This window comes from Aneurinibacillus sp. Ricciae_BoGa-3, assembly GCF_028421645.1.
Taxonomy (GTDB): Bacteria; Bacillota; Bacilli; order Aneurinibacillales; family Aneurinibacillaceae; genus Aneurinibacillus_B.
The window spans coordinates 3764593-3783851 of record NZ_CP116887.1 but is presented as its reverse complement, the minus strand read 5'-3'; the positions used below and the strand labels follow the sequence as shown (position 1 = coordinate 3783851).

18 protein-coding genes and 2 pseudogenes are annotated in these 19259 nt (G+C 48.3%); 18 read left to right on the top strand and 2 right to left on the bottom strand.

Going from position 1 to position 19259, the window contains the following annotated elements:
* The first annotated feature begins 140 nt into the window (after window positions 1–140).
* The 15 genes and pseudogenes from PP175_RS19260 (at window position 141) to PP175_RS19190 (ending at window position 15391) form a co-directional block, all read left to right on the top strand.
* Window positions 141–788, top strand: a complete 648-nt coding sequence (locus PP175_RS19260) for a transcriptional regulator CcpN (protein ID WP_272443326.1) — start codon at window positions 141–143, stop codon at window positions 786–788.
* Window positions 789–797: 9 nt separating this feature from the next.
* Complete coding sequence (locus PP175_RS19255) at window positions 798–1619, top strand: pyruvate, water dikinase regulatory protein (protein ID WP_272439855.1); 822 nt, start codon at window positions 798–800, stop codon at window positions 1617–1619.
* Between the two features lie 118 nt (window positions 1620–1737).
* Window positions 1738–2202 (top strand): YaiI/YqxD family protein, encoded by a 465-nt coding sequence (locus tag PP175_RS19250; protein WP_272439854.1) that lies wholly within the window; start codon window positions 1738–1740, stop codon window positions 2200–2202.
* Between the two features lie 80 nt (window positions 2203–2282).
* Window positions 2283–3284 (top strand): annotated as a pseudogene (locus tag PP175_RS30115) (toprim domain-containing protein); the annotation flags it as partial.
* 8 nt (window positions 3285–3292) lie between these two features.
* Window positions 3293–4099 (top strand): hypothetical protein, encoded by an 807-nt coding sequence (locus tag PP175_RS30110; RefSeq protein WP_442870486.1) that lies wholly within the window; start codon window positions 3293–3295, stop codon window positions 4097–4099.
* Between the two features lie 35 nt (window positions 4100–4134).
* Entirely contained in the window at window positions 4135–5259 is a 1125-nt protein-coding gene (gene rpoD / locus PP175_RS19235) for an RNA polymerase sigma factor RpoD (RefSeq protein WP_272439853.1), read from the top strand.
* Between the two features lie 146 nt (window positions 5260–5405).
* Window positions 5406–6275: a hypothetical protein gene (locus tag PP175_RS19230; RefSeq protein WP_272439852.1), complete on the top strand. Its 870-nt coding sequence runs from the start codon at window positions 5406–5408 to the stop codon at window positions 6273–6275.
* A gap of 600 nt (window positions 6276–6875) precedes the next feature.
* Window positions 6876–8018, top strand: a complete 1143-nt coding sequence (locus PP175_RS19225; RefSeq protein ID WP_272439851.1) for an acyl-CoA dehydrogenase family protein — start codon at window positions 6876–6878, stop codon at window positions 8016–8018.
* A gap of 30 nt (window positions 8019–8048) precedes the next feature.
* Window positions 8049–9696 (top strand): annotated as a pseudogene (locus PP175_RS19220) (AMP-binding protein).
* A 194-nt stretch (window positions 9697–9890) separates the two neighbouring features.
* Complete coding sequence (locus PP175_RS19215) at window positions 9891–10616, top strand: tRNA (adenine(22)-N(1))-methyltransferase (RefSeq protein ID WP_272439850.1); 726 nt, start codon at window positions 9891–9893, stop codon at window positions 10614–10616.
* A complete protein-coding gene (locus tag PP175_RS19210; RefSeq protein WP_272439849.1) occupies window positions 10592–11707 on the top strand; it encodes a Nif3-like dinuclear metal center hexameric protein in 1116 nt (371 codons plus the stop codon). Before PP175_RS19215 ends, PP175_RS19210 begins: the two co-directional genes overlap by 25 nt.
* Window positions 11708–11725: 18 nt before the next feature.
* A complete protein-coding gene (locus PP175_RS19205; protein ID WP_272439848.1) occupies window positions 11726–12229 on the top strand; it encodes a C4-type zinc ribbon domain-containing protein in 504 nt (167 codons plus the stop codon).
* Window positions 12230–12346: 117 nt separating this feature from the next.
* Complete coding sequence (locus PP175_RS19200; protein WP_272439847.1) at window positions 12347–13243, top strand: acyl-ACP desaturase; 897 nt, start codon at window positions 12347–12349, stop codon at window positions 13241–13243.
* A gap of 67 nt (window positions 13244–13310) precedes the next feature.
* Entirely contained in the window at window positions 13311–14549 is a 1239-nt protein-coding gene (locus tag PP175_RS19195; protein WP_272439846.1) for a CapA family protein, read from the top strand.
* A 101-nt stretch (window positions 14550–14650) separates the two neighbouring features.
* Window positions 14651–15391: a hypothetical protein gene (locus tag PP175_RS19190; RefSeq protein WP_272439845.1), complete on the top strand. Its 741-nt coding sequence runs from the start codon at window positions 14651–14653 to the stop codon at window positions 15389–15391.
* Window positions 15392–15477: 86 nt separating this feature from the next.
* On the opposite strand, the gene PP175_RS19185 is transcribed toward PP175_RS19190, so the two are convergent.
* On the bottom strand, window positions 15478–16776 hold the full coding sequence (locus tag PP175_RS19185) for a TldD/PmbA family protein (RefSeq protein WP_272439844.1): 1299 nt from the start codon (window positions 16774–16776) through the stop codon (window positions 15478–15480).
* Window positions 16773–18167, bottom strand: a complete 1395-nt coding sequence (locus tag PP175_RS19180) for a TldD/PmbA family protein (protein ID WP_272439843.1) — start codon at window positions 18165–18167, stop codon at window positions 16773–16775. Before PP175_RS19180 ends, PP175_RS19185 begins: the two co-directional genes overlap by 4 nt.
* A gap of 81 nt (window positions 18168–18248) precedes the next feature.
* On the opposite strand from PP175_RS19180, the gene PP175_RS19175 reads away from it, so the two are divergent.
* The 3 genes from PP175_RS19175 to PP175_RS19165 all read left to right on the top strand — a co-directional run bounded on the left by PP175_RS19175 (window position 18249) and on the right by PP175_RS19165 (window position 19035).
* A complete protein-coding gene (locus PP175_RS19175; RefSeq protein WP_272439842.1) occupies window positions 18249–18506 on the top strand; it encodes a GIY-YIG nuclease family protein in 258 nt (85 codons plus the stop codon).
* Between the two features lie 54 nt (window positions 18507–18560).
* Window positions 18561–18728, top strand: coding sequence for a hypothetical protein (locus PP175_RS19170; protein ID WP_272439841.1), 168 nt, complete (start codon window positions 18561–18563; stop codon window positions 18726–18728).
* A 118-nt stretch (window positions 18729–18846) separates the two neighbouring features.
* Window positions 18847–19035, top strand: a complete 189-nt coding sequence (locus tag PP175_RS19165) for an H-type small acid-soluble spore protein (RefSeq protein ID WP_272439840.1) — start codon at window positions 18847–18849, stop codon at window positions 19033–19035.
* Window positions 19036–19259: the final 224 nt, after the last annotated feature.

Genomic DNA, 19259 nt, shown 5'->3' with positions numbered 1-19259 from the left:
ATATACGATAAAAAGGGGAGCGGTCATTCCGCTTCCCTTTAAAATATAGTTGCAGTAATGATTGAACTTTATATAGTATAGTCTATATAGGTATACATTAAGATGTAGTATGGCACTATTGTCTTTCACCACGGAGGTGAATTACCATCGAACTGACCAAAAGGCAGGAGCACATTATTGAAATTGTAAAAAGTGAGGGGCCCATTACCGGTGAGCAAATTGCGGAGCGGTTATCCCTTACGCGGGCTACGTTGCGGCCCGACCTCGCGATTCTCACCATGACAGGATTCCTGGATGCCCGCCCACGTGTTGGCTATTTCTATACCGGTAAAGACAGCAATGAGCTAATTAAAGCTGAAGTCAACAAGAAAATCGTGAAAGACTACAAGGCGCAGCCGATTATCATTAGCGAATCCAGCTCTGTGTATGATGGTATCTGTACATTATTTTTGGAAGATGTTGGCACAATGTTTGTTGTAAATAGCAAGGGACATCTGGCAGGTGTCGCATCACGCAAAGATCTCCTCCGTGCCACCCTTGGCAAGCAAAATCTAACAGAAATTCCCATCAGCATTATCATGACCCGGATGCCAAACATTGTAACTTGTACAATGGAGGAAACGCTACTTGAAGCGGCGAAGAAACTAATTGATTACCAGATAGATTCCCTCCCTGTTGTACGCCCAGTTGAGGTCAACGGCCGGACGCAGTATGAAGTGGTAGGCCGGGTTACCAAAACCACCATAACAAAAGGGTTTGTTGAATTGGGAAATGAAGCTGTCATATAAGGAGGAGACATGGAGAGAATGAATCAAGATGCTACTGTATATGTCGTATCCGATTCGGTGGGAGAAACGGCAGAATTTGTAGTAAAAGCTGCTGCCAGCCAATTTGGCGGGCAGGTTTTTCATGTACGGAAGTTTCCTTACATAGAGGATGAGGGCACACTCAATGAAATCATTCGCGCTGCCAAGGAAATTGGCGCCATTATTGCGTATACGCTGGTTATCCCTGCATTAAATAAATTTATTCGGTCCAAGGCGGAGGAGCAAGGGGTAATCGCCATCGATATCATGTCCCCTATGGTCAACGCGGTCCGCGACCATTTTCAGATTCAACCCAGCAACAAGCCCGGGCTGGTCCGCCAGCTTGACGAGGACTATTTTCGAAAGGTGGAGGCCATTGAATTTGCCGTCAAATACGACGATGGACGGGATGCCCGTGGACTGCTTCGGGCAGACGTCATTCTTATCGGTGTATCGCGCACATCCAAAACGCCTCTTTCCATGTACCTGGCGAATAAACGCTACAAGGTAGCCAATGTCCCGCTCGTTCCGGAAGTAGACCCGCCAGAGGAGTTGTACCTCGTGCCTGCGAGTAAGTGCATCGGACTAACGATTAGCCCGGATCAGTTAAACATGATCAGGACAGAACGTTTAAAATCGCTCGGGTTAACAGCGGAAGCAAACTATGCTAGTATGGAGCGTATTAAGATGGAGCTCGAATACTCCGAAAAGATCATGAAGCGGGTTGGCTGTCCCGTTATTAACGTTTCAAATAAAGCCGTGGAAGAGACGGCAAACATTATCATCGACCTGATTAAGCAAAGAAATCCATAGAAAGAATGGGGGAAGCACATGTGCTTCCCCCATTCTTTCATTTTTCGACACGATTCGAAATTGACAAACTATAATTAACGTGCAGGAAAAATGAAAGGGCTCGTAGAATAATACGGTTATGATCGATAAAATAATAGAAATATGGGTAGACGCTGATTCCTGTCCAGTGAAGCAGGATATTCTGGCGGTGGCGGAAGCCCACAACACTGTCGTGCATTTTGTCGCTTCGTATGCGCACAGCCTTTCCATCCACCATCCACAGGCCAGAACGTATGCTGTGGACAGTGAATTTCAATCTGCCGATATGTTTATTATCAATCATGTTAAGCCTGACAATCTGGTGATTACAGACGATTACGGTCTAGCCAGCCTCGCCCTAGAGAAAAGGTGTTTAGCCATAGGAACCAGAGGAAAAGAATATACTAATGAAAATATCTCTCTTTTGTTGATGAGCAGGCATGTATCGGCGGAAATCGCAAGAGCGGGGGGAAGGCGCAGGGGGCCAGGACCTTTGCGTAAAGAAGAAATTGCCCGTTTTCGACAGGTCCTCCAAAAACTTTTGCACCGGTTAGAAGGAGATTGAAGGATTTTGCCGAATAATATTATTCCGTTACAAAAAAATTAAGGACATCGGCGGTGGAATAGGGAAGTTCAGGTGAAAGCATGGCAGGACGAATCCCCGAGGAAGTCATCGAGAAAATACGAATACAAAATGACATACTGGACGTTATTGGCCAATATGTGCATTTAAAAAAAACGGGGCGGAATTATTTTGGTCTATGCCCCTTTCATTCCGAGAAATCACCTTCTTTTGCGGTTCAGCCGGATAAGCAGCTGTTTCGCTGTTACGGATGCGGTGAATCAGGCAATGTTATTTCTTTCATTATGAAAGTGGAAGCTTTAGAATTTCCCGAGGCGGTCAGGGTGCTTGGGGAACGGGCAGGAATCGAGCTGCCGCGTGAAGAAGTAACACATGAAAACCGCGAAGTACAGCAGAAGAAGGAATTCATGCTGGAAGCACATGATAAGGTAACTAAGCTGTACCGGCATATTTTACTGCAGACAGAATACGGCGCATCGGCGCGAAATTATCTATTGAACAGAAGAATGCAAATTGCTACAATTGAAGAGTTTGATTTGGGCTTCAGCCCCGATCGCTGGGATTATGTCACCCGCTTTTTAGAGAAGAGACATTACCCGCTTCCTTTGATGGTGGAGGGGGGCTTCTCAGCAGTAAAGAAGGTGGAAGAGTTTTTGACAAATTCCGCGGCCGCGTCATGTTTCCTATTCATGATACGCAAGGAAGAGTGGTCGCATTCGGAGCCCGGACGCTGGGTGATGAACAGCCGAAATATTTAAACAGCCCGGAGACACCTCTGTTCAACAAAAGCAACCTGCTTTTTAATCTGCACCGTGCCCGAACCCACATTCGCAAGAAACAGGAAGCCATTCTGTTTGAAGGGTATGTGGATGTCATCTCTGCCTGGCAGGCCGGCGTTTATAACGGGATCGCCTCTTTAGGCACTGCATTAACTGAACAGCAAGCCCGGATTATACGCCGCAACACAGAGAATGTCATCATCTGCTACGATTCTGATCAAGCCGGAATTGAAGCTGCGTTCAAAGGTGCCCAACAGCTCGTAGGGGCAGGCTGTACCGTTAAAGTAGCCCAGATGCCGAGCGGAATGGACCCCGATGAATACATCGGAAAATATGGACCCGAACGTTTTAAACAGGATATTCTGCTGAATACACTGTCACTAACCGCCTATCGGCTTCAGGTCATCCAATCCAGGTATGATACGAAAGACGAAACGGGACAGATAAAGTATATTAATGAGGCTCTTGAAGAAATATCACAGCTGAGTAGTGCGGTAGAGCGCGATCACTATTTGCGCCAGCTTGCCGATGAGTTTAACCTTTCGCTGGAGGCACTTAAGACCGAACAGTATAAAATATTTAAACGTCAAAAAAAATCAGCAGGTAGGGATAATCTTACGCGGAGTTGGAATAATAGTATAGATAATAGCAGAAATTTGACTGCAAGGCCGCTGCTCCCTGCTTATGTAAATGCGGAGAAACAGCTACTTTCTTTAATGATGCAGGATGCGGATATCTCGGATCGGGCTCAGGAAACGGTAGGCGCTGATTTTATCGTTGAAGATCATGCAGCGCTTGCGGCACATCTCTACAGTTACTACGCCGCAGGGTACGGACCTGAAGTATCCCGTTTCATTTCTTTTCTGCAGGACGAACGGCTTATTGAGAAGGCATCAGAACTTGCCATGCTGGATATTGACCCTGGAATTGTTTCACGGCGCCAGCTGGAAGACTACATCCGACAGATAACAGATTATCCCAAACGGATGGAGATCGACCAGCTTGAGCAGGAAAGAAAGAAACAGGAGAAGCTGGGTAATGTTATGGAAGCGGCAAGAATAGGGATGAAAATCGTCCAGCTAAAAAAGCAATTAAAGTAAATGATGTTTAAGAGCCCTGGGAAGGAGGGAAAACCATGACGAAAAAGACAGAAAGCAAACCTGATATGGAAATAACCCTGGAGCAGGTGAAAGAAAGCCTGGTTCAACTGGGGAAAAAACGTGGGATGCTAACGTATAAAGAAATCATGGAACGCCTCTCGACCTTTGATCAGGATCCGGATCAAATTGATGAGTTTTTCGAATATTTGGGTGATCAAAGGATTGAGGTTGTAAACGAAGAAGATGAGGATGAGGATGACCCGATTCCAAAAGAAGATCAGGATGATAACGAAGATTATACCTTCGACGATCTTTCCGTACCGCCGGGGGTCAAAATCAACGATCCGGTTCGTATGTATTTAAAAGAGATCGGCCGTGTGCATTTGCTGTCGGCTGATGAAGAAATAGAGCTTGCCAAACGCATTGAGGAAGGCGATGAAGAAGCGAAACGCCGCCTGGCTGAAGCAAACCTTCGCCTAGTTGTCAGCATTGCCAAGCGTTATGTTGGACGCGGCATGCTTTTCCTTGATTTGATTCAAGAAGGAAACATGGGGCTTATTAAAGCCGTTGAAAAGTTTGATTATCGAAAAGGATATAAATTCAGTACGTATGCTACATGGTGGATTCGTCAGGCTATCACCCGGGCGATTGCTGACCAGGCGCGTACCATCCGCATTCCGGTTCACATGGTAGAAACGATCAATAAACTGATCCGTGTATCCCGCCAGCTTCTGCAAGAGCTTGGCCGCGAACCGATTCCGGAAGAAATCGCCGAGAAAATGGATCTCACGCCGGAGAAAGTACGCGAAATTATGAAAATTGCGCAGGAACCTGTATCCCTGGAAACACCGATTGGTGAAGAAGATGATTCTCATCTCGGCGACTTTATAGAGGATCAGGATGCTCTCGCGCCATCTGATGCAGCTGCATATGAACTGTTGAAAGAGCAGCTGGAAGACGTTCTTGATACGCTTACAGAACGAGAAGAAAACGTGCTCCGCCTTCGCTTCGGGCTTGATGACGGAAGAACCCGCACGCTGGAGGAAGTGGGCAAAGTATTCGGTGTTACACGTGAACGTATCCGCCAGATTGAAGCGAAAGCTTTACGCAAACTTCGTCATCCTAGCCGCAGCAAACGTCTCAAAGATTTCCTGGAATAAACATTGCTTCATGGCTGAGCCTGCGTTTTCTTTTGAATACGTAGGCTTTTTTCTTAGTTTAAAACGATTTGGTTGACCGCACTCGCCATGCCTGACATCAGCCAAGTCTCAGGTCCGTCTGGACGATGTGAGGGGGAACCGTCTCTATGGATGAACAGAAAAAGAAGGTAATATTGGGTGAAATTGATTACTGGCGGCGCAGCCATCTGCTTCCAGCCCATTACTGTGATTTTTTGCTAAATTTATACACCGAAGGCGCAAAGGATGATACTTCAGCGTCTAAGAGTATCGTCGAAGCCGCCGCATCAGCCGATTCACTTCCTGCGTTTGCGTTTCCGCGTTTTGAAAAGAAATGGCTTGCTATCATTCCTGCGGTTGCTGTTGTGCTTTATCTTGCTTTTCATTTTACCGATTTTACCATGACAATGCAAATGGCGATCCTGGCGATTTTGACAGCAGTTTCATACATTCTTGCTTTTGTTGGGGATAAATCGAGCATTTATCGGCATATTTTTCTCGGAACCGCCTCCGTAATGCTTGCGGTTAGTGGTATGTACATATTAAATCATTACAAATATGGTGTATTTTACCTGATATCTTACCTCACTCTTTGCTGTGTTATTTGGCTAGCCACCGGGATTGCGGCCAATAAAAGATATATATCGTTCATCGCACTTCTGGGTCTGCAGGGCATCTACGGCTGGCTTACATATTTTAAGCTTGTTGGTGGCTTTTCGTGGTGGAGAGTGGAATGTTTCTGGCTCTCCGTAGGGATTGCCCTCGTCGTGCTGGGTATGATTTGGAATAAGCGGCAGTCCGGAACGGCTCCTCTGCTTTTCTTCAATGGCATCCTCGCACTGTATGCCCCGGAAATCGAGAGTTTTTTCATTTCCTCAGCCGGGAGAGATACACTGTTGTATTTGCTGTATGGAAAAATCTTTGTCGTCACATTTTTTATGCTCTCCTTAAAAAATCTATGGTGGCCGTGGGTAAGCAGCCAACGGGCCCTTAAATAGCCAGAAGCTAGCGTCCATCCGCTGGCTTTTTTCTTATTATGAAAGAGTATATTTCGCTTTAAGGTGCTTAAGCGATTTTCTGCTAGGGCGATAGGTCCCTTTCTCTTTGTTATAGAAAGTTGGTGTGATTAACAGTGTTGCAATGCCTGAAGCGATTTTTTCAATGGGACCTCCGGTCCCAAAACACCCTGAAAAACATCGTGAGGTACATGGCCGCACCTTGCTTTCCCCCTGTGGAGCGTGTGGAACAGAGGGCGAAAAAGACCGGCAACTGTCTCCATCACCCCGATACCCAGATGTTGCACCTAAACGGTATAAAGGAATCTAAGGCCATTGCCTGCGCTTACGCTTGCCACTGACCAAGATTCCCTAATGCCCGTCCGTCCGTCGTTCCACAAAGCGGCCGTAAAAACTTCTATGAGGGGAAAGGAGAGAGCGGCATGGCCCACGATGTTTTTCTTATTGTGAGAGGATTTTTAATAAATCTAGAGAATAAATTATTGTATATTTACAATTATTCAGATGATTAGTGCGAAAACGCTTTATCGCTTAGTTCTGAACCATCGCTCATCCAAGTGAATAAGAAAGGCTGGAGAGAAAATGGATTTTAATTTGACAGAAGAGCAGAAGATGATCAAAAACCTGATACGGGATTTTGCCGAGGCGGAAGTGGCACCGGGAGCTGATGAACGGGATAAAACAGGCGAGTTTCCGCTGCAAGTTTTTAAGAAGATGGCGGCCCTTGATTTAATGGGTCTGCCCTTCCCGGAAGAGTACGGCGGGGGCGGAGCCGATACCATAAGCTTTTCCATTGTGGTGGAGGAATTAAGCCGGGTGTGTGCGTCGACGGGCATTACCTATTCCGCACACGTTTCCCTCGGCGGAGCGCCAATCAATATGTTTGGCACCCACGAACAGAAACAGAAATATCTTACGCCGATCTGCCGTGGGGAATATTTCGGAGCATTTGGTTTGACTGAGCCAAATGCCGGTTCGGATGCCGGCGGAACCCGGACAACGGCCGTGCACAACGGGAAAGAATGGGTCATTAATGGGTCGAAATGTTATATCACGAATGCCAGCTATGCGAAAAACCTAGCGATTACCGCTGTAACCGATAAAGAGAAAGGCACGAGCGGTATAACCGCGTTTGTCGTTTCGACGGAATCCCCAGGCTTTCAGACGGTTGCAGACTATGAAAAGATGGGACTTCATGCCTCCAATACAACACAATTGTTTATGGAAGATGTGGCGGTTCCTGATGAGAACATGCTTGGCCAGCGTGGCAATGGGTTTAAACAGTTTCTTGCTACGCTTGATGGAGGGCGCATTGGGATAGCCGCGATGGCCGTAGGCATCGCACAAGGGGCATTTGAAAAAGCGCTGGCTTATGCGAATGAACGCGTGCAATTTGGACAGACGCTGTCGAAGTTCCAGGCGATCCAGTTCAAACTGGCAGACATGGCGATGCAAATTGAAATCGCGCGCAATATGGTGTATAAAGCAGGCTGGCTGAAAGACCAGGGTAGCCGGTTTACGAAAGAGGCCGCAATGGCAAAACTGTTTGCTTCCGAAATGTGCATGCGCGTGTGCAACCAGGCCATCCAAATTCATGGAGGAAACGGCTACATGCACGAATATCAGGTTGAACGCTTCTTTCGTGATGCGAAGCTTTTGGAGATTGGCGAAGGTACGTCTGAGGTCCTGCGCCTGGTTATTTCCCGTCAAATCGGGTGTCAATAACAAAATCATTTTGTGGGGGGGGTTAAAGCAGTGAGTGAACCAGTATCCATCACAATCGGGGCATTATTGGATGAAACAACGGGGAAATTTCCGGACCGGGATGCTGTGGTTTACCCGGAGCTTGGGCTGCGCTACACTTACGCGCAGTTTCAGGAGCTATGCAACAGGGTGGCGCGGGGGCTCATCCACATCGGCATTCAGAAAGGTGAAAATATCGCCATCTGGGCGACCAATCTGCCTGAATGGGTGACGGCGCAATTCGCATCTGCCAAGATGGGTGCGGTGCTTGTGACGGTGAACACAAGCTATCGGGTACAGGAACTGGAGTACCTGCTGAGGCAGTCTGAATCATCAACCATAATTTTAATGGATTCTTTCCGTGGTGTGAGCTACCTCGATATGCTTTATGAGCTCTGCCCGGAGCTCTATACATGCCAACCAGGGAAGCTTGAATCCCCGGCGTCTGCCTCATCTTAAGAATGTGATCGTTATTGGCGAACAGCAGAAGCCGGGCATGTACCTGTGGAAGGATTTGCTGGACTGCTCAAATAGCGTCGCGCCAGAAGTGCTTTCCCGCATCCAGGACAGTCTGGAACCGGATGATGTTATAAATATGCAGTATACGTCCGGCACAACTGGTTTTCCCAAAGGCGTTATGCTCTCCCATAAAAATATCGTTAATAACGCCATTAACGTGGCATCTTGCCAGAACATTACCGAAGAAGATCGCGTCTGTATCCCAGTGCCGTTCTTTCACTGTTTCGGCTGCGTAATGGGCACGCTTGCCTGCGCCGCAACAGGTGCAGCCATGGTACCAATTATCTCCTTTGACCCGGCAAAAGTGCTCGAGGCTGTACAACAGGAGAAATGCACCGTGCTATACGGTGTACCTACGATGTTTATCGCAGAATTAAGCCACCCGGAGTTTAACACCTATGATTTGCGTACCCTGCGTACAGGGATTATGTCCGGTTCACCCTGTCCGATGGAGGTGATGAGAAAGGTCGTTAATGAGATGGGCATGAAAGATATTACCATCGCATATGGCCAAACAGAAGCAGCTCCGGTGATTACACAGACAAGAGCGAACGACACGCTGGAAAGGCGGGTTTCAACGGTTGGGCGCGTACTGCCGCACGTAGAGGCAAAAGTTGTGGATCCGGTAACAGGTGAAGAAATGCCGATTGGGGAACCGGGTGAGCTCTGTACGCGCGGTGTGCATGTGATGAAGGGGTATTACAATATGCCGGAACAGACGGCTAAAGCCATCGACCATGAAGGCTGGCTGCATACCGGTGACATTGCAACCGTCGATGAGGAAGGCTATTACCGGATTACCGGCCGCCTCAAGGACATGATTATCCGTGGCGGGGAGAACATTTACCCCCGAGAGATTGAAGAATTCCTCTATTCGAATGATAAAATTTTGGATGTGCAGGTAGTCGGGGTCCCGGACGAGAAGTTTGGGGAAGAAATAATGGCCTGCGTTAAAGTTAAGGAAGGGGAAACGCTGACGGCGGAAGAAATCTGGGCGTATTGCGAAGGGAAGATAGCACGCTTCAAAATTCCGCGGTATGTGCAGGTAGTGAAAGAATACCCCATGACGGCATCCGGCAAAATCCAGAAGTTCCGTCTGCGCGAGGAAGCCACTAAACTGCTCAGGATTTCCAGGCAGTAATAACACAAGAAGCACTCTAAAAAGGCTGCAGTCGATTCTGGCAGCCTTTTTGTCGTATGGGAAAGTATATTTAGCTTTAACGTGTTGAAGTGCGGCCCGCGATGTTTTTCCCACTATGCCGCTCTAACAGGTTGTTAATTATTTGCTGGGAATGATAAGCTAAAGGGGAAGGAATGCAAAGAAGGAGCGATGGTATGACGGAAGTATCCCGGCGGTTGCAAGCAATAGGGAGCATGGTAACACCCGGTAGCAGGGTGGCAGATATCGGTTCAGACCATGCCTACCTGCCTACATATTTAATTGAACAAAATATTGCTCCTTTCTGCATTGCTGGCGAAGTAAATAGAGGGCCATATGAATCAGCTCTGCGGCAGGTTCGATCAGCAGGATTAACCGATAAGATAGATGTACGCCTCGGTGACGGATTGGCTGTCGTCAACAGAGGGGAAGTCGATAGCATATGCATTGCAGGGATGGGTGGCAGCTTAATGGTCTCCATCCTGGAGGCTCGCGTGGCGGAGCTGGATGTGAAGGAACTTGTACTGCAGCCCAATGTGGCGGCCCCCCAGCTCAGGCGCTGGCTGTTAGATCACGGCTGGCAGATCACAGGCGAGAAACTCATTGAAGAAGATGGCATTCTCTATGAAATAATGCGGGCCGTTCCCGGAGACAGCCAGGAGCCCTACCGGAATCAGGGCCTTCCTCTAGAGGAATTAATCGAGATTGGTCCTTTTCTGTGGCGTGACAAACCTGCTCTGCTTCACAAAAAGTGGAGCGGTGAGAAGGAAAAATGGGTGCACATTTATGAGGGCATGAAAGATGCAACTGCGGCAGAAGCGCAGAAGAAAAAACAAGAGATAGCCCGGCGAATCAAATGGATGGAGGATATAATAGGATGTATGCCAGCGGACAGCGAATAATCCAGTATTTTGAAAGTTTTGCGCCGAAGCACCTGGCGATGGAAAATGATAAAATCGGCCTGCAGGTGGGGACGCTGCAGAAAGAAGTGAAGAAAGTCATGATCGCGCTTGATGTCCTGGAAGATGTCGTGGATGAAGCGATTGCGGAAGGGATAGATTTAATCATCGCACACCATGCCGTTATTTTCCGGCCGCTGAAGAACATCCGGACAGACCTGCCGCAGGGCCGTCTCTATGAGAAACTGATTAAACATGACATTGCGGTATATGTGGCCCACACCAATCTGGATGTGGCGGAAGGTGGAATTAACGACTTAATGGCGGAGGCCCTTGGCCTGGAAGACATCGAAATTCTTGAGAAGTGGCATGAGCAGAAGCTAAAAAAAATTGTGGTGTACGTTCCCGCCTCCCATCTGGATGCAGTGCGCGAAGCCATTTCTCAGGCAGGCGCCGGCTGGATCGGCCACTATAGCCATTGCACATTTGGTGTAGAAGGAACAGGCACGTTTCTGCCACGCGAAGGAACGAACCCATTCATTGGCGAGCCAGGTAAAATGGAGCACGTACAGGAAGTGCGCATGGAAACGATTATGCCGGAGGAAATCCAGGCAAAAGTGATCAAAGCGATGACAAAGGCCCATCCATATGAAGAAGTGGCCTATGACATCTACCCGGTTGAACAGGCTGGGACAACCTGGGGAATTGGCAGAATCGGCAGGCTTCCTCAGGAGATGACGCTTGCTGCGTTTGCACAAAAAGTAAAAGCGGCATTTGACGTTACGGGGGTTCGCGCTGTCGGCCCGCTTACAAAACCAGTCCGCAAAGTTGCGGTGGTTGGAGGCGACGGAAACAGTTTTATATCCAAAGCGATGTTTTGCGGAGCCGATGTCATGGTCACAGGCGACGTTTACTACCACAACGCCCATGATGCCATGGCAGGCGGATTAAGCCTGGTTGATCCAGGCCACAACGTGGAGAAAGTTATGAAGGAAGCCGTGAAGAAAGTTTTAGATAAGCGGATAAAAGAAGACAAGCTTAATACAGACATTATCATTTCCCGGATTAACACGGATCCGTTTACCTTCCTATAAAAGAGCAGGAGAGAGCAGATGTTGCAATCTAGAAAACTGCTTGAGTGGCACGCCGCGCAAGCAGAAGTTGATAAAATTCAGAAGGAAATCGCACGAATTAAAGAGGAAGAGACAGCTCATACAGCGTCTGTTCAGTCTCTGAGAGAAAAGGTAGAAAATCTGGGTGCGCCGGCAGAAGAGGATATAGACGGACGCATTGCCCTTGCGCTGGCCCAGCAGGAATTATGGATGGCAGAAAAAGAATACGAGCGCTTCAATGAAACTGTCTTTGACCGCGAAATGGATGCGCGGGAGCGACTGCGGGAATGGAAAGATAAAGCCGTTGAACTGGCCGGATCCATCTCCCCGGAAGCGTTCGATATTTATCATACGGTTGCACAGACCAAACGCAATCCTATTGTTGAGGTTAAAAGAAGATCGTGTATGGGATGCTTTCTCCCACTATCTGTGGCGAAAATGGATGAGTGGCGAAAAGGCAGGCACATTGTTCAATGTGAAGAGTGCGGACGCATCCTCGTATAAACTAAGGTCTGTTAACAATTTGCAGAAACTTCATAGGTCACGCAGGCCCGGTGCGTGTTATAATGGAAATAATTTTACACGCTTTATTAAGACCTGTGAGGAGAAAAGAGGCCTACATTGTTACAAAGTCAGCTCGATCATCGTCTCGAAGCAAAGTTTAAGGAACTTTATAAAACGCACCGTGAAAGGGCCGAGAATATTGATTGGAGCTACCATGAATTTCTTCCTTGGGATCAAGGACAGGATTTTAAACGGGTTCCTTATCATAAGAACCAGGGAAGTCTCCCTGATATTTTAAAAACAGCGGTTGAAACTGCATTGTTAACTGAGGTTAATTTACCGTGGTTTACAACTTATCTATCGGACACATTTAAGGGTTCATTCTCTGTTATGCATGATTTTATTCATACATGGACAGCAGAAGAGGACCAGCATTCAAGCCTGTTGGAGACGTATTTGCTGCTAACGCGAAACGCTGACCCAAAACGCCTGCACCAGCTGCGCAAACACGTGGTGGAGCTTGGCTGGATCGGTGAGTTTTCTACACCGCTTGAGACGCTTGCTTATACCACGCTGCAGGAATTGGCCACGATGGTCTTCTATAACAACCTGGCGCGTGCCGCTTCGGTTCATGATCGCACGCTTGCTGTGCTGCTGCGGCGTTTGTCCAAAGATGAAGTGCTCCACTATGCTTTTTATCGTGACGCTGTGAAAGCGCATTTAGAGGTGGATGAGAATTACATCTTCTATGTCGCAAATGTAATGATTAACTTTTCTATGCCAGGGGCTGTTATGCCTGATTTTGAGGAAAGAATGGGCATGATAGCAAAGGGTGCTGGCTATGGCCCGGTGGAATACTTTGACCAGGTGATTGAAGTGCTGGTGGAATATTGGAAAATCAAAAGCCTGCGCCCGAGCCTGCCAGAGGCAGAAGAAGCAAGGCAGCGCATTCTTAAGCATTATGAGCGGCTTAAAAAAGTTTGTACCCGTCTTCGCGGCCGTGCAGTCATATAAAAAAACGCAATAAGGGCCTGGAAATTAGTTTCCGGGCTTTTTCTAATTGGAAATTCGGGAGGTAAGGATGAAAACCGATTTATACACCCTCGCCAGCAGGCTTCAGGAATACCGTTATGAGCTCGGCATCAATGAGGAGGAAGTGGTGAAAGCTACCGGCATTCCTCCTGAAAGACTGCACATGATCGAAGAAGGTAACAGCCCGGCGACCATCGAGGAACTGGAGCAGTTGTTTGCCTTTTTTAATCTCGATGAGAACACACTGCAGCCGAGAGAAACGGAAGCTGCTGTGGGAAAACGCAGCTATGCCCTGATTGGCTGGATTGTAGCGCTTGCCCTTCTCAGCGTTGCTGGCTACGGTGGCTGGGGGATGTGGAAGTCATTCCAATCAGCAGAAGGATCAAGGACAAAGCCCGGCATACAGGAAATCATGAGCCAAAAGCAGACCACCCCGGATGATAAGACTGTTGGTGAATTGCTTAATCAGGCCTCTTCCCAATCATCGGGATCACAGGCCAAACTGGCTGCCCGAGTTAGGCCTAGCAGCGCTTCTGATGGGGTCGGCCAAAAGCCGCAGGCAGCGTTAAACCCTTCGCTTTTTTACGCGGTAATTCACCCCGACACCCCCTACCACACTGGACAAGCGCAAGCCGGTCCCGCTGCGGACTATCAGTTATATCCCGTATACGATTTTAAAGCCGGGCAGGGCCTTCCCGTCTGGCTCAGCACGCCGCCCGCCTCAGGGAAGGTAGGGGTTGACGTGGCAAACCATGATATCCTTGCAGGGCAGAGCCGCGACGCTGTAGATAAAGAGATTGCTGAACTGCGGAAGAAAAACATAACCGTTCAGGGCTACGGTATGACGAAAGAAGCTTTTTCTCCGCATGTCATTGAGAAAAATGGGGAGAGATACGGCTTTATCTCTTTCTCCCGTGCTGTACCGGATGTATCATGGAAAGCAACAGATTTTGAGCCAGGCGTAGCCGATGCATACGGCGAACATGCAGCAGGTGATGTGCAGCGGGCAAAAAGAAAATCTGATTTTCTTATAGTTTGCGTTTACTGGGGAAGCAAGGATCAGACAGCCCCGCAGGACTATCAAACAACGCTGGCGCACAAAATAATCGACGCGGGCGCCGATATGGTGGTTGGGCATCGATCAAGTTCCATGAAGGCGTATGAAAAATACAAAGGCAAATACATTTTTTATGGGACAGGGACGGCTGATCTTGAAGTTGTAGCCAACCAGGATGAAATAAAAAGCCTGGCTTTTGTGGAGGGTGAGAGACGGCAACCCATTAAGTAAAATCCATTTTTTTTATTCCCTAACCTGTCCGATTCCTGTTACAATATAGGTTGTATATAGGCATGCAGGATGGTAGTCCAATAAAGGAGATCGACAGGTATATGAAAAAAAGGTTTAACTTGGGGGCGATAGCGCTTCTGCTGTCGCTGTGTTTTATTATGTCTGGATGCAACACCAAAGTAATTGAACACGAGAACCAGGCATTGAAAACCGAATTAGGAAACGTTAAAAATCAATTGGATGATACAAAAGGGCAGCTTAAAAAAGCAAATAATGATAATGCTAACCTGCAAAATACAATTTCTGTGTTAAACAGCGCTACGGTGGATGAATCCACCCTGCCGCTTCTTGCCTATTATCTTGTGGAGCAGGGAGAGGCTTCTTTCCGGAGCTCGTATACTTCAAGCACCTTCATGTTTAATCCTCAGAACGTGGACAAGGCCAAGAAAGTGATTGTGTCACAGTTTGAGCACAATATGGCGCCGTATGCGGAAAAAGATTATGTGGATTTCCAGGTGAAGCGCCTGCAGGATGCATGGGCCAGTAAAACACCGATCACTTTCCCGGATTCGGACAAGCTTAAACAGCTAACGATGAAACAAAAGCAGGATACGACCGCCGTTATCGAAGCGATCATCACGCGGACGAGCACAGTTTCCCCTACGAACCCGCAGAAAACATCAAGCGATCTGCTGGAAATCATCACAATGGACAAGAATGAATTCGGCTGGAAGCTTAAAAGCGTTACCTTGGAGCCCGCTCCGGCACAGCCGGCTCAGGCTCCTGGACAGGCACCGGCTAACGGAATACAGCCGCAGCAGCAGGGGATCAATACCAACTAAAAAGCAAAGCAAAAAATCCCGGATGCGAATCTTCGCACCGGGATTTTCTTTGCAGAGGATAGTGGTACTCATGGTGTTTTTCTAAATTAACTTGATACGGAAATGCGCGGGAACAGCAGGGAAGGTGCACCGAACTGGCTGCCGCCTGGCGGCGAAAATTCGAAATCATTCGCCTTCCCTTCAATGGAGGCGAACAAATCATAGAAATTCGACGCAATGGTAATATCTTTAACAGGGCGTGAAATTTTTCCGTTTTCAATAAGGAAGCCCTGGCCCGCAAGTGAGAAATCGCCGGATACAGTATTTGTGCCCGAATGCAGACCCTGTACGTCTGTTAGATACAGTCCGTTATTCATCTGGGAAAAAAGGTCTGTGAGCGATACAGAACCGTTCGGCAGCTGGAGTCTGTGGCTGGCAATGCCAACGGTGCCTTTGTAGCTTCTGCTGCCGTGGCCTGTGGGCTTCTGCTTCATTTCAGCAGCCGACTTCAGGCTGTGCAAGTAGCTGTGTACAACTCCGTCTCTTACGAGGTAAAGCTTCTCCGTGTCTACCCCTTCATCATCGAATGGAACGCGCTCAAATCCGGAGATCGGATCGTCTAGTAAATCGAGGGAACCGAAAAGTTGCGCGCCCAGCTTTCCTTCCAGCCGCGACACACCCTGAAGCACATTGCGAGCGGAGAAGATGCCGCTATATGTGGATAGAAGGGAGCAGACGATTTTGCGATCCATAATGATCGGGTAATTTCCGGTTGCGATCGGGCGGCCTCCTAATTTTCTGCGTGCTTTACCTACAGCTTCTTGGATGAGGCTCTGAGGCGAGAATTTGCTCAGATCCCCCGTATAATAGGCGCCATCCGTTTCGACATCGTCACCGCGTTTTACAATAACGGAGAGGTATACCATAGCAAGCCCCGACTCATGGATTTTATTCAACCCATAGGAATTGGTCACTTGCCGTTTGCCTCGGCCTGAACTCACCAGAGAGTTGGAGACGGAAGACACTTCTTCTTCTTTGGCGGCTTGCGCTTCCAGTTCAAGCGCAAGCTGGATCTGTTCCTCCTCGCTAATCACCGGCCCATTGTCTTTCCAGTGGCTTTCTTGTTTGGCTTCAAGCATCGGTTCCTTTTCATCCATTAAGGAAGCATTCGAAATCAGCATGTCAATCAGGTTATCAAAGGCCTCAGGCTGTACGCGCTCCGTGTAGGCATAACCGGTTCGTCCGTTGAAGGTGCCTCTTACACCAATTCCGTTTGTATTGGTCTTTTTGTAGGATTCCAGCTTGCCTTCATAGGCTTGCACGCTAAAATTCTGCGCTTCGCTGGATAGGATTTCAAGCTCGATCACACGTTTCTTCTTTGCAATTTGAAATAATTGTTCAATCATGCCTGGTTGCCTCCTACTGTAAGTTGGGCTACGCGAAGTGCAGGCTGGCCCACATTTACCGGAATGGATCCGCTGATTGACCCGCACATGCCCTGGCCAGGCTTAAAATTCGTACCGACCATATCAACGTCATGCATCGTCTGGCGGCCATTGCCTATTAGCGTAGCCCCTTTCACCGGATACGTCAGTTTGCCTTTCTCAATCATGTAGCCTTCGAGCACCGCAAAGTTAAAATCGCCAGTCGTGGTATTCACGCTCCCGCCGCCCATGGACTTTGCGTACAGGCCGTATTCCGTGTTCGCAATCATATCTTCGAACTTATCCGAACCTGGCAGGATGTACGTGTTGTTCATACGGGAAGTTGGGGGATAGCGATACGATTGCCTTCTGCCTGATCCGGTCGGTTCCATTCCCATCCGGCGGCCGCCAAGCTTATCAATTAAATAGCCTTTTAGCACACCTTTCTCGATCAGTGTGTTGCGCTGCGTGTGCATCCCTTCATCGTCGATGTGAAGCGAACCCCATTCATTTGGAATAGCGCCGTTATCTACAGCCGAGATCTTCTCGCTCACGACCTGCTGGCCAAGTTTCCCCGCATAAGGGCCTTTGCCCTTGGCTACCGCTGTCGCTTCCATTCCGTGCCCGCATGCTTCGTGGAAAATGACACCGCCGAAGCCATTGTCGATCACAACCGGCATTTTTCCGCTCGGGCATGGTCTAGCTTCCAGCATTCTGATCGCTGTTTCTGCAGCACTCTCCGCTACGTGGCGTAAATCCATCTCTGAGTAAAATTCAAATCCCTTCGCTGCACCGGGCGCGCTATAGCCGCGCTGTTTCTGGTTGGCGTCCGCGGCAATGGCGTCTACGAACAGCCGGGTGCGCACACGCGTATCCTCCGCCCAGATGCCCTCCGTGTTGGCGATGAGCACTTTCTGCGTTTCATCGAAATAGCTGGCCCTCACCTGGGTAATGGCCTGGTGGTAGTCGAGCGCGTACTTTGTCACTTCTGAGAGGACATTCTTTTTCCGCTCGATGGATATAACACGAGGGTCAAGTTTCGCAATATGGCGGGGCACGATTAGTTGTTTCCTAAACAGAAGCGTCCGGTTGGCCGTGTCCTGCTTCGTTTCCTTTATGGCTTGCGATAACAGGTTAGCGATTTCGACTAGATGGTCTTCATCCTCGCGGTTCGTGTATGTATACAAATAGTCGACACCGTTGAAAATCCGGATACCGATCCCAAAATCCTGGCCGGACCGAGCCTTTTCCACCTTGCCTTTGACCATAGAAATGTTCTGTTCGATCTTGTTCTCCACGAAAATCTCTGCAAAATCGCCGCCATGGGAGAGAGCCGCCTGCAGTACCCGGCTGACCACTGTTTCCTTTATCATTAAATTTTACCTCTCTTCTGAAATCTGTATGTTCTTATTGTATGATAAGAAAAGCAAATGAGAAAGGATTTGTCATAAAACATGTATTACGTGTACATCATACGGTGTAAGGACAACTCGCTGTATACAGGCTATACAAATGACGTGACAGCACGCCTGAAAAAACATAATGAGGGGAAAGCCGCCCGTTATACAAGGGGACGGGCGCCTGTTGAACTTGCTTATATAGAGGAAATGGCCGATAAAAGCGCTGCGATGCGCCGCGAATATGAAATCAAGCAGTACAGTAAGAAACAGAAGGAAAAGCTCGTGTGCAGCTGGAAAAATGTGCGGCCGTAGCAGCAGAATTTTTATCCTAATGGCGGGTACTTTAAGTAACAGGAGGTGATAACCATGGCAAAGCGTTCTAAAGCTAACGTAAGCAGAGTTCACCAACAAAGTCACGGGTCCCTTCATGAAGCAAGCGACACTGAATATGCTAGTGACACGGTTGTGAAGCAGGTTCGCCAGCAAAACGGTGAACCACAGCGGTACAACATGAACAATGAGTCGCCAAAGTAGCAGAAGATGCAACACATCAGTTGCTTCCCGCATAACCCCGGTGTAGTCCGGGGTGTTCGCCGTTCAAGTTTGCCGGTACGTCCGGCTAATGTTCACAAAGCGAAGGGGTGATTTTTTTATGGATACGAAACGTGCAATGGAAATTCTTGAATCGAAGGACCGAATTGGTGTGGCTGTGCGCGGGGTGCCGGTGTGGATCGATGCAGTGGATCAGAAGACAAACACAGCTCGGGTTCATGTAGAGGAAAACCCTGAACAGTATAAAACGGTTGCGGTTAATGAACTGATCGAAGAAGGCGTGCACTAAGAGAGTAGCACACTTCTATTTCAACATAGGCAGGGTATGTGAGACACAGGACCGTTCCCGGAACTCCGGAGCGGTTTTTTGTTTGGCAGAACGCTACGTTCCGCCTGTTGCGCGATGCGGTAACCCGTTCGGCTCATTTAAAGGTAGTCAACTTAGAAATCTAGCGCGCCAGCCGATTCTTGAGTGATGCGTGAATGCTGAAAAAAACCACTTGCATTATGCCC